Annotated in this window: 8 protein-coding genes; 3 read left to right on the plus strand and 5 right to left on the minus strand. The window is 63.9% G+C overall.

The window, feature by feature from the left end; genetic code table 11:
- Positions 1–55 precede the first annotated feature (55 nt).
- The 3 genes from VH564_RS07400 to VH564_RS07410 form a co-directional block, all read right to left on the minus strand.
- Positions 56–4,237, minus strand: a complete 4,182-nt coding sequence (locus VH564_RS07400; protein WP_423339158.1) for a translocation/assembly module TamB domain-containing protein — start codon at positions 4,235–4,237, stop codon at positions 56–58.
- Between the two features lie 57 nt (positions 4,238–4,294).
- On the minus strand, positions 4,295–6,226 hold the full coding sequence (locus VH564_RS07405; protein WP_423339159.1) for an autotransporter assembly complex protein TamA: 1,932 nt from the start codon (positions 6,224–6,226) through the stop codon (positions 4,295–4,297).
- Between the two features lie 172 nt (positions 6,227–6,398).
- A complete protein-coding gene (locus VH564_RS07410; RefSeq protein WP_423339160.1) occupies positions 6,399–6,680 on the minus strand; it encodes a YMGG-like glycine zipper-containing protein in 282 nt (93 codons plus the stop codon).
- 404 nt (positions 6,681–7,084) lie between these two features.
- Here VH564_RS07410 and hemA point away from each other — a divergent pair, with 404 nt between their 5' ends.
- Positions 7,085–8,299, plus strand: a complete 1,215-nt coding sequence (gene hemA / locus VH564_RS07415) for a 5-aminolevulinate synthase (protein ID WP_423339161.1) — start codon at positions 7,085–7,087, stop codon at positions 8,297–8,299.
- Between the two features lie 24 nt (positions 8,300–8,323).
- On the opposite strand, the gene dxr is transcribed toward hemA, so the two are convergent.
- On the minus strand, positions 8,324–9,499 hold the full coding sequence (dxr, locus tag VH564_RS07420) for a 1-deoxy-D-xylulose-5-phosphate reductoisomerase (RefSeq protein ID WP_423339162.1): 1,176 nt from the start codon (positions 9,497–9,499) through the stop codon (positions 8,324–8,326).
- A 310-nt stretch (positions 9,500–9,809) separates the two neighbouring features.
- Here dxr and VH564_RS07425 point away from each other — a divergent pair, with 310 nt between their 5' ends.
- Both VH564_RS07425 and VH564_RS07430 read left to right on the plus strand, forming a co-directional pair.
- Complete coding sequence (locus tag VH564_RS07425; protein ID WP_423339163.1) at positions 9,810–10,469, plus strand: hypothetical protein; 660 nt, start codon at positions 9,810–9,812, stop codon at positions 10,467–10,469.
- A 94-nt stretch (positions 10,470–10,563) separates the two neighbouring features.
- Positions 10,564–10,830 carry a BON domain-containing protein gene (locus tag VH564_RS07430; protein WP_423339164.1) on the plus strand — a complete coding sequence of 89 codons (267 nt, stop codon included), beginning with the start codon at positions 10,564–10,566 and terminating at the stop codon, positions 10,828–10,830.
- An 11-nt stretch (positions 10,831–10,841) separates the two neighbouring features.
- Here the strand turns inward: VH564_RS07430 and VH564_RS07435 are convergent, their stop codons facing one another.
- Positions 10,842–11,738, minus strand: a complete 897-nt coding sequence (locus VH564_RS07435) for an AraC family ligand binding domain-containing protein (RefSeq protein WP_423339165.1) — start codon at positions 11,736–11,738, stop codon at positions 10,842–10,844.
- Between the last annotated feature and the right edge of the window lie 102 nt (positions 11,739–11,840).

An 11,840-nucleotide genomic window follows, 5' to 3' on the forward strand; every position in this document is an offset into this window, starting at 1 on the left:
ACGTGTTGCGGCCGCGGCAAAGTCTCTCTGCGTCGGCGCCGGCCAGCGCCTGAGGTCAATCGTATTCGTGTTCGTAGACGATGCCGGCGCCGCCGGCCCCGTTCGAGCCGGCTGAGCCCTGCAGCTTGACGCCGCGCCCGACATCGAGGTTGATGACGGCCTTGGTCGAATTGCCGGTCCCTTGCTGCAGTTCGAGATAGGTGCGCTTGTTGATATAGCGACCGACGCCCACCTGAGCCTGCCCCTTGGAATCCGTGGTGACGTCGAGATCGTCAACGCCGAGCTGGTTGCGCAGGCCTTCGAACAGCGAGGTCGAGCGGCCGCCGGCGAGCTGGCTGGCGGCATCGGCCAGCTGGGCGATCTGAACAGGCGAGAGCTTCGCCATGGATTGGCCGAAGATCAGCTGCGCCAGCACCTCGTCCTGCGGCAGGGCCGGGGAGGAGGAGAAGCCAATGGTCGGATCGGTGGCGACCCCGGTGACATTGACCGTGACGGTGGTCGAGCTGGCGGTCGAGCTGGCTTCCATGTCGAGCGTCGGCGTCAGGTCGCCGGCAAAGCTGATACGGCTCTTGTCGGTGAAATCCAGGCGGCGGCTGAGAATGGTCATACGGCCACGGCGCATGGTGAAGCCGCCTGTGACGGCTGGCGCTGCCGCGGTGCCCTTGATGATGACGCTGCCACCGAGCTCGGCGTCGATGCCACGCCCGCGCACGAAGATCTGCGAAGGTGCGTCGAGCTGCAGGTCCAGACCGAGGCTGGTCGACTTTTCTCTCGTCCCCTGGGCCCTGTCTTTCTTGAACTGGGCAGTGACGGCGCGCGGCGCGTTCTTGTGGCGGATGTTGATCTCCGACAGGGAGGCAGGCAGCTTCTCCGGCACGGTGATCGACGCCTTGCGCAGGTTCAGCCGGCCGCTGAGAACAGGCGCTGTCACGATCGGCCCCTTGACGCCCAGCGTGCCGTCGACGGTTGCCGTCACAAGCGTACCGTCGACATAGGTGGCGTTGTTGAGCTTGATGAGGATATCGGCGGGGAAGTCGCCCGATATGCCGATGGTGCCGCTGGCCGAGACAGTGCCGCCGCTCGTCAGCGTGGCGCTGACATTCGAGAGGCGGGCCTGCTGGCCGTCCAGGGTCACTGTTGCGGTGATGCCCGTTGCGCCGAGATTGCGGCGGACGTCGGTGATCTTGGCGCCGCTGACGTTAACACTGCCGCCGAAGGAGGGCGCGGCGGTGGTGCCGCCGATCTGCAGGTTTATCCTGGCCGCGCCGTTGGCGACGAGCCCCTGGGATGCGAGCTGTGCGCCCAGAACCTCGAAGGGAACGGTGCCGTCGAACTTCATGGCGAGCGCCTTGCTGCCGGCCACCTCGACGCTGCCGCCACCATTGAGAGTGAGGCCCGATGGGCCTGTCAGCGCCAGGTCGATGGTCACCTTGTTGTCGGCGAAGCGCCCTGTGGTCTTGACCCCGAGCGCGCCGATGCCGGCTGATTTCGTCTGGCTGGTGGCGGCGTTGGCCCAGTCCGCCTGGAAGGCGACATCCGGCGCGGCGGGCTTGCCGGTTACCTTCGCCGTTCCGGAGATGGCGCCTTCTGCGTCGAGGCTCGGCACGAAGGTATTGGCAAGGCTTGCAGGCAGGCTGGTGATCTTGGCCTGGATGTTCAGCGTATCGCCGGCGCTGCCGGTGACGGTGATCGAGCCGCTGCCGGTCTGGATGGTAAGGCCTTCCAGCGCCACGGTGCCGTCCTTGATCGTCACCTTGGTCGGCGCGCTCAGTTTCACCGGTATGGCACGCGGTGTGGCGGCAAAGCTGTCGAGGCTGACGACGGTCTGGCCGTCGCCGGTCTCGACATTGCCGGCGGCCGTCACGGGCTTGTCGTCATAGTTGGCCTTGAGGTCGAAATCGGTGCGGTTGCCTTGCTGCCGGAAGGTCAGAGCCGGGGAGACAATGCGGTTCGTGCCCGAGGCAATCTCGCCGGCGCGGACGCTGCCATTCGCCGAGAAGGCCTTGAGGTCGCTGATGGTGAGGCCGATCTCCGGCTTGACAACGGCGAGATCGTCCCGCCTCAAACCTTTGCCCGAGGCATTGACGACAAGCGAGGTCTTGCCGTTGTCGTTGTCGATCTTGACGTCGCCCCTGAGATCGCCGTCGGCGCGCTGGCCGGCGAGCGCCGCCAGCAGGCCGATGTCCGGCAGATCGAAGGTGATGGCGCCGGCCGGTTGAAAGCTGGGGGAAAGCGTCAGCCAGCCATTCAGGCTGTTGCCGCCGATTTCGACGTCCAGGCCCGGTATGTCGGTGACGCCATCCTTCGAGGTGGCATTGGCGCTGATGCTGATCGGCTTGCCGTCCATCGAGCCTGTCGCGTTGACAGTGCCGGACGGTGCCTTCGGATCGGCGACGCCCTTGACGGAGACATCGAGCGTGTCGAGCAAGCGGCCGGCCAGCTTGACATTGATGGCCTTGAGGCTGGCATCGACGTTGAGCGTCGAGAGCGGCCCTGATGCCTTGAGGGCGAAATCCGCCTGGCCATCGGCCGTTTGCAGCAGCTTGGAGAGGTTCAGCAGGCGGCCGGTAAGGTCAGCCGTCAGGGTCTGGTTGGCAAGCGCCAGGTTGCCGTTGAGTTCGGCCGTGGCGGTCTTCAGGTGCAAATTGGAAAGATTGATTTTCGACGGAATGGTGCCGGCAACCTGTGCTTCCAACGACAGGGGAGAATCGAACTTTGCCGCCACCGCATCCGGGAGCGCGGTCGGCGCCATCTGCAATTTGAAATTCCCGTTCAGCGATTGCGAGCTGAAGGTGTAGCGGCCGTTCAGCGTGCCGCCGATGCCGGCGCTCTGCAGCGCCGAACCATTGAAGCCGATATTGCCGGAAGACAGTTGCAGCGGCGCCGAGAGGGTCACCGGGCCACGCACGGCGCGGTCGAGATCGAGGTTGGCAAAGGAGGTCTCGCCGATCGCCAGGTTGACAAGGAGTGGACCGGAGCTTGCCGCGAGATTGAAGTCCTCGCTCTTGGCGGTGAGGTCGATCTTGCCGAGACGGCCCTGCGGCACGCTGGCGCTGTCCAGCTGCGCCCGCGCCTCGATCTTCGCCGACTGAGCAGCACCCGTCAGCGCGAGGTCGACCCGGGAAATCAGGGCGCGCGCTTCGCCATCGGCCAGCGGCCAGCGGAAGTCGACGGGGCCGGAGGTGCCGATCAGGTTGGCGTTGAGGCTGTTGTTGCCGGCAGGGTCGAGCGTACCGGAGGCGGCAAGCACGACGCTGCCGGTGGCGAGATTACCCGTCTGGATGTCGATCTTGCCCTTGCCGTCGAAGGCCGCGGCGACATCGATGTTGGTCTGTCCGGCAAACAGCGGCCGGAAGTTCGGGGGCAGCAGCGAATCGACCTTGCCGCCGCCCTTGACGGTGATGCGGCGGATACCGTCGGCGGCAAGGATGTGCCGGCCCTCGATCGTTGCCGTCGGCTGGCCGTTCAGCGCGGCCTGCAGCTTGCCGCTCCAGTCCGATAGCGGTCCCTGGCCGGAGAGGTCGATGGTCATCGCCGGGTTGCCGGGCAGCCGCAACATGGCGGCCAGCATGCCGCCTTCGGGCTCGGCGAGATTAGCCTTCAATTGCAGGCGGTTTTCGTCGGGGGCATAGACCACGTCGGCGGAAAGCCTGGCTTCCGGCACATCCTGGCGGTTGGCGGTCAGCTTCAGCGCCATGCTGTTCGCCTCCGCCCGCACGCTGCCCGACGCCGCGAGCGCAAAGTTCTTGCCGGCCAGCTGCTGGCTCAGGCGGATGTCGGGCAGGTTGAAGGCATCAATGGTGACGGCGACCGGCAGAGTGAAGGCCTGGCGCGTCGCCTGGGTGGGTTGCGGCACTTCCTCGGCGGTCGCGACCGGCGCATGGGCGATCTCGACCTTGGCGGCGGCGATACGTTCGGCGTGAAAGGTGCCGTTGAGGAGGGCGAGGGGAGACCAGTCGATCGAAAGATCGGAGATATGGGCAAAGACGCCCGTGGTGTCGGAAAGCGTGATGTCGGCCGCACGCAACCTGCCGGTCAATAGGCCGGAAGGGTCCGTCACGGTGATCGTGCGGTCTGGGGTCGAGGCAAGCTTGGCGACTTCATCGACGGCAAAGCGGGTGACACCAGGCGCAAAGCCGATCGCCAGCACCAGCGCGACGGCGATCGCGACGAAGGCAACGAGCACGATGCCGACGAGCTTGGTCAGTCCGCTCAAAACTCTTATCAAGGTGCTCATCAGAGCGACTTTACCCCACTTGGTGCCAGACAGGAAAGCGTGTCTCCCGCTGCCTGTTTAAAAGGATTGTCCGATACCGGCATAGATGCCGTAGGACGCGCTGCCCTGGTACTTGTTCAAAGGAACCGCGACGTCCAGCCGGATCGGACCGAAAGGCGTGGCGTAGCGCAGCCCGACGCCGGCGCCGATGCGAAGGTCGGAAAAGTCCGGAACGACGCCGCTGGTGACGCTGCCGACGTCAACGAATGGCACTAGGCCGATGGTCTTCGTGACTTTCACGCGCGCTTCGAGCGATGCGGTGGCGTAGGAACTGCCGCCGACCGCCTGGTTCTTATCGTTGTACGCGGTGATCTCTTGGTAGGCATAACCGCGCACCGAGCCGCCGCCGCCGGCAAAGAAGCGGCGGGTCGTCGGAATGTCGGAAATATCGTCGGCGCCCAGCAGCGAGCCGGCCGCCAGCTTGCCGGCAAAGATGACATTGTCGTCGGAGCCGATGCCCTTGTAGCCTGAAATCGAGCCTTCGATCGAGGTGAAGATGGTGCCGCCCAAGGCCTCGTAGCTCGGCTGTGCGTCGACGCTTGCCCGGTAACCCTCGGTCGGATCGAGCTTGTTGTCGCGCGTGTCGCGGATATATTGCAGCGGGATCGAGAAGGTCAGGAACTGCTGGTCGCCGAAGGCATCGGTGGTGCTGTCTTCATAGGTGACGCGGCCGCTCGCCAGGGCAGTGTCGTAGTCGCTGAGTTTATAGGCGTAGCCGGCATCGGCGGTAATCGTCCGGGCGCTGTAGTTGTCCGGATTGGAGCTGAGCGCCTTGAGGCTGGCCGTGAAGGTGCCGGCGGCGAGCACAGCGGCGGGCTTGGTGTAGATGATGCCCGCCTCGTAATCGAGGTCCTGGTAGTTGGTGGTCTCGCCGAGGCGCGAGACGGTGCCTTCGATGCGCAGCGATTCGGCCTGGCCGAACAGGTTGCGGTCGCCCCAGTAGCCCTGCAGGCCAAATCCATCGGTGGTCGAATATTGTGCGCCGACGCCGAAGTAATGGCGCTTCGCCTCGGAAATCTCGAGTTCGAGCGGCAGCGTGCCATCCGGAGCGAGCTTGTCGGGCTGATGCAAGGTCGCGCTGCCGATAGCGCCCAGCTTGCGCAGTCTCTCGGCCGCCTTCTTCAATGCGTCAGGCGAATAGCGGTCGCCCTTGTTGATGCGCGAGTAGCGCTGGACGAAGGTCGGGTTGAGGCGCTTCTCGCCCGTGACCGTGATGTTGCCGATATTGGCGACCGGGCCGCTCTCTGCTGCGAGGGTCACATCGACCGTATTGGTCGCATGGTCGGCGACGACGTCGCGTCTCGACACTCTTGCCAGCGGCCGGCCTTCGTTCTTGAGGTCGGCGACCATCTTGTCGGCAGCCTTGATGATGACGACCGAGCCGGCGGCGCCTCCGGGCGTCAGCCCGTAACTGGCAGCGTCCAACTTGGCGGCATCGTCTTCCAGGCGGATCTTGCCAAGCTTGAAAATCGGGCCGGGATCGACCGTCACAACGATCGGAACAGGCTTTCCGCGCGGAAAAGTCGGCTGCGGCGGCAGCTTGTCGATGTCGGTGCCGTTAACGGTGATGACCACGACGGCGCCGTAGCGGGCGTTCTCGTAAAGGGAGGCCAGCAGCCGGTCGCGATCGTCGCGCGCCTTGATGACGACGCCGAGGTCGCCCGATACCGCCTTGTCCTTGTCGGCGACGAGCATGGAACTTTGCTCCAGCGCCGATGCCAGGTCCTTGTCGGCAGGGCCGGTATTCAGCGTGACGGAATAGCTTACGGGGTCGGCGACCGCGTCCTTGGTGTCATCGTCCTTGCCGAAGAAATTGATGCCGAAGAGCTTGAAGGCGAAAGCGTCGCCGACGAAGGCGGGAGTCACGGATATACAGGCTGCGACCGCAATAACGGTGCCTGCTCGTCGATACGCAAAACCAATCCCCGGGCCGGTTCGTCTGATGTACATACGCCGCTTTACGGTTACTACAATTGAGCCAGCTTTGCGTTTCCAACGGTTAACGCATCCCACCATAGCTGCTAAAATTTGCCATGTGTAGCATTTTAATAATATACGCTGGATGGCAAAGAAGACGGGTGCGGGGCCCGGATCCTGTCCGGAACCCGCCACTCGAGATGGCTCAGTAGCCGTCGTCGCGATAACCGCCGCGCGGGCAGTCATCGATGTAGCGGCGACCATAGCGGTCGCGATAATAGCATTGTCCAGGCTGTTCTGCGACGCTGCCGATGGCCGCGCCGGTCAGACCGCCGATGGCGCCGCCAATGGCCGCGCCGCGGATATTGCCCGTTGCGGCGGCGCCGATCAGCGCGCCGGAGGCAGCACCGATGCCGGCACCCTGTTCCGTCTGTGTGCAGCTTGCAATCGACAAGCCGATCAAGACGAAGGCTAAGACTTTCTTCATGTTTCTCTCCACGTTCATACGCCGTTATACGGCAGGCCGTCCCCATCGGTCTAACGCGGCGTCGACGCCGTCTTGAAGCTCGCTATATAATCAAAATATAGGGTAAAGTGTGTTTGTCCATGGACACGCGAAGATTTTTAAGAGCGCTTTTCTAGCGGGAGATCACAGGCTGGCTTCGTCGGCCCGCGCTGCTGTCGGCGTTAGGTGGTATTTTACTTTAATTTAATATACGCCCGTGACAATACGTCACTAAAGAGTTGCCATGGATCAATTGCAAATGCCGGACGATGGGTTATTTTCTCTTTCGAGTAATTCCAAACTATGGCCATTTGCCGCAATCGTGCGGTGAGGATTGACGTGCCGTGTAACCGTCCTACACATCAGACACGGCACTGGAGAAAATGATGGACTTCGAAGCATTTTTTAAGGGTGAACTGGACGGGCTGCATCAGGAAGGCCGCTATCGCGTGTTTGCCGATCTGGAGCGCCATCGCGGCAATTTTCCGCGCGCCACCCGCCACACGCCTGACGGCCCCCGTGATGTGACCGTCTGGTGTTCAAACGACTATCTCGGCATGGGCCAGCACCCGAAGGTGGTGGACGCCATGAAGGAGGCGATCGATCACTGTGGCGCGGGTGCGGGAGGCACCCGGAATATTTCTGGCACCACCCACTACCACGTTCTCCTGGAGCGCGAACTAGCCGACCTTCACGGCAAGGAATCGGCGCTGGTCTTTACGTCAGGCTATGTCTCGAACTGGGCTGCGCTTGGCACGCTCGGCTCGCGCATCCCCGGCATGATCATCTTCTCGGATTCGCTGAACCATGCCTCGATGATCGAGGGCATCCGTTATGCGAAATGCGACCGGGTGATCTGGCGCCACAACGACCTCAAGGATCTGGAGGCAAAGCTTGCCGCCGCCGATCCCAAGGCTCCAAAGATGATCGCCTTCGAATCCGTCTATTCGATGGATGGCGATATCGCGCCGATCAAGGAGATCTGCGATCTCGCCGACAAGTACGGCGCCATGACCTATCTCGACGAAGTGCATGCCGTCGGCATGTATGGCACGCGCGGCGGCGGCATTGCTGAGCGCGAAGGCCTGATGGATCGCATCACCGTCATCGAGGGAACGCTCGGCAAGGCTTTCGGCGTCATGGGCGGCTATATTGCCGCATCCACCGCGCTCTGCGATTTCATCCGCTCGTTTGCTTCGGGCTTCATCTTCACGACGTCGATCCCGCCGGCCCTTGCTGCCGGTGCCGTCGCCTCGATCCAGCACCTGAAGACCAGCAGTTTCGAGCGCGCCCGTCACCAGGATCGCGTCCGCAAGCTGCGCGCCATGCTCGATGTGGCCGGCATCCCGCATCTGCCGAACCCGAGCCATATTGTTCCGATCCTCGTCGGCGATGCGGCCAAGTGCAAGTGGATCTCGGATATCCTGCTCGACAGCTTCGACGTCTATGTTCAGCCGATCAACTATCCGACCGTGCCGAAGAAGACCGAGCGCCTGCGCATCACCCCGACACCGCTGCACAGCGATGCCGACATCGCCCATCTGGTCGATGCGGTGCAGTCGCTATGGGCCCGCTGCGCGCTCGCCCGCGCCGTTGCCTGAGGCGCGGTATCGTCTGACAGCTGATTAGTTCAGGAGCCCGGTCGCCAGTCGCCGGGCTTCTTCGTCTGCGGCAAAGACATCATCCATGGTGGTCGCCGCCGGCAGGTGGGCCAGCCGGTCCATGACGGTTTCCGCCACCCTTGCCATCGTCAGAAAGCCGGTGCGGCCGTCGATGAAGGCCTCGAGCGCCATTTCCTTGGCACCGTTCAGCACCGCGCCCTGCACGCCGCCGCGGGTCATCGCCAGCCGGGCAAGGCGAAGTGCCGGAAACCGCTGCTCATCCGGCACTTCGAAATCCAGCCGGGACAGCCGCGTGAAATCCAGTCGCTCGACCGGCAGATGCGACCGGCGCGGATAGGAGAGAGCATAGCCGATGGCGGTTCGCATGTCGGGCGCGCCGAGCTGGGCCAGCACCGAGCCATCGGCATAGCCGACCATCGAATGAACCACCGATTGCGGATGCACGACGACCTCGATCTGCTCGGGCGTCAGATCGAAGAGATGGCGCGCCTCGATCATTTCCAGCGCCTTGTTGAACATCGAGGCGCTGTCGATCGAGATCTTCAGGCCCATCGACCAATTCGGGTGGGCGCGGGCGGTTTCGACCGTGACATCGGCCATCTCGTCGAGGCTGAAGGTGCGGAACGGGCCGCCCGAAGCAGTGATGATGACGCGCTCAAGCGCATGGCGCTGGTTTTCCTCCAGCACCTGGAAGATCGCGTTGTGTTCGCTGTCGACCGGCAGCAGCCGGCCTCCACCCTTCCTCACCGCCGTCACGAAAAGGTCGCCGGCGGAGACGAGGCATTCCTTGTTGGCAAGCGCGATATCGGCGCCGCGGCGGGCGGCGGTCAGTGTCGGCGCCAGGCCGGCCGTGCCGACGATGGCGGCCATGACCCAGTCGGAGTCCATTTCGGCAGCTTCCATCAGGCCGTTGCGGCCAGCGGCGACAGCGATACCCGAACCGGACAGTGCTTCCTTCAGCGCAATGTAATGCGCGTCGCTGGCGGTCACGGCGAGGGAGGCACCCGTTGCCCTGGCCTGTTCAGCGAGAAGAGCGACGTTGCCATTGCCGGTCAACGCCTTGACCTCGAAAGCCGCGCGTCCGCCCAGATGGGCGATGACATCGAGGGTATTCTGGCCGATGGAACCGGTCGAGCCCAGAACCGTCAGCCGGCGTGGCGCCTGCGTGTCCGTTGTCATGGTTGAATATGTGCCTCATTCCCACGTCTTGCACGGCTCTAGCGTGGAAGGTTCGGGGCGGCAAGTGTGCGATGCAGCATAAATCTTTTGTGCAGGGGTTTACAAGCCAAGGTGCGGATGGGATCATTAGCCGACAACCACACGGCTTCTCTCAAAAAGCTGTCCGGCGCTTTCGCCGGCGACGATCCGATCGTCCGGGCCCTTGCCCTTTCCAACAAAGCGTACCCGAACCGCGGCGCCTGCCGATATTCGGTTGCAAGTCATTGCGGACGGTGTCCGCCTGTTTCTGTGCAAACCCTGGAGATAATCCATGGCCAAGTCGGTTTTTCTCATCGCGTCCCTCGGGTCCTTCCTCGGCACCAGCCTGATGTCCGAGCGGGCCATGGCCGATGGCGCGCTGATCTGGACGCCGGTCAGGGTGGCGCCGCGGGTCTACCAGACGACGGTCGGCGTGCGTCTCCCCGTTCCCCTCGAGGCGAGCGCCGGTGCCGATCTCGGGCTGAGCACCGGGCAGGGCGGCAAGCTGATGAGCGGCTCCGAACTGGCGACGCTGTGGGGCAAGGTCACTGACAGCAGGAGCACGCTCGCCGGGAAGGACAGCCGGGCGCTGGTCATCCGCATCGACACGCTGCGCGGCAATGGCGGCGTATCCCTCAGCCAGTCGAAGAAGTGGATCTATTCCCAGGATCTCGACCTGCAGGCGTCGCGCTCGCTCAACATCAACTATGCGACGACCAGTGGCGTGCCGGCTTCGGTCGACCTCACCCAGGCGCTGACGATGACCTATCCCTGGGCCGGCACCGCGCTGTCGGCGAGCAGCACGGTGACGAGCGCCACCGGCAGCCTGACCGGCTCGCTGGGGCTGAATCAGCCGATTGCGCCGCATCTCAATCTCACCGCCTCGATGGCGGACCCGCTGTCCGCGACGCGTTCAGGCGACGTGCGGATGCGCTACAATATCAAGTGGTAGCCTTGAAGCGCCGCGGAAGGGCGTCCGGAGCCCCCGACTGAACCATTCCAGCCGTGTCGACGTTTCATCCCCAGCAACAGGAGGAGAGACGGCCATGGTTTCCAAACCCCGCGAATTTTTCGGCAGCGAGCCGGAAATCGAAATCGAAAACAAGAACCGCGCCACCCTTGAGGTCAGCGTCGCCGACGCCTTGGCAGTCTCGGGCGGTATCGACGCCTCGGACGTGCTGGTGACGGTGGAGGGCGATGCGATCGTGCTCAGCGGTGCCGTCGCCACGCAAGAGGAAGTCGCGCGCGCCGCAGAGGTGGCGTCGGCGGTTCCGGGCGTCGCATCGGTGGACAACCAGATCCGGGTCGGCTGAAACGGCTGACCTCAGGGCTTGCTCTGGGCCCCGGGCGGCGTGGCGCGCAGGGAGGCATACATGCCTGTCGTGCGAAACTCGGTCGGATTGATCCCATAGACGCGGCGGAAGGCCTTCGAGAAGTAATTGGCGTCGTCGAAACCCGACATGATCGCCACCTCCTTCACCGGCAGGAAGGCGGTCTTGGTCAAAAGGGTCGCCGCGCGCTGCATGCGCTGCTGCAGCACGAACTCGGCCGGCGGCAGGCCCTCGCTCTCGGCAAAGACGCGCGAGAAATGGGCGCGGCTGAGCCCGCTCACCTCTGCCAGTTCATGGACGGGCAATGGCTTGTCGAGGTTGGCATGGATGTGGTCGATCACCGTCTGCATTGCGCTCTGGTCGGTGGCCACGCCATGGGAACTGAAGACGTCGTCGTAGAGCGCCATGGCTGCGGCATAGGCGATGGCAGATGCCCTGGCCGGCGTGTTTGCCTCGTGAATCAGCTGCAGGCTGCAGTCCGCCAGGTGGTCGATGGTGCTTTGCTGCAGCTTCAGAACGGGGCCTGCGGCCGCGAGCACCAGCCGGTGGATGCGCAGCGCCTCCTCGCCATTCATCGAGATCCAGAAATAGTCCCAGCGGCCGTTCTTCTCCAGCCAGTAGCGGTGGTTGTGCGGCACCAGGACCAGCAGGGTATCGCCGGCACCGACGCGGTGGTTGCGGTTCTCGTAGCGCAGCCGTCCTTCGCCGCCGATCGTGTGCTGCAGGACGGTGAACGGCGTCTGCCCGCGCTTGCGACCGTCCCAGTCATAGACTTCGTCCTGCCGGATCTCGTAGCCGGCGCTGGTCGGCATGGCATGCAGCCGATGCCGTCCCCGCGGCAGCGACACCGTGCGCGTCACCGGTCCGCCGTCGATCAGTCGTTGCAGCATGAAATTACCCCTGGACGTTTCGCCGATCGATGATCGCTCGAAACCTATAGGCAAAATCCGGGGAGAAAAACAGACGGAGGCGGGCTGCCGGGGGGAGGCGCG

It is taken from the genome of Rhizobium sp. HT1-10 (genome assembly GCF_049472505.1).
Lineage (GTDB): Bacteria > Pseudomonadota > Alphaproteobacteria > Rhizobiales > Rhizobiaceae > Rhizobium.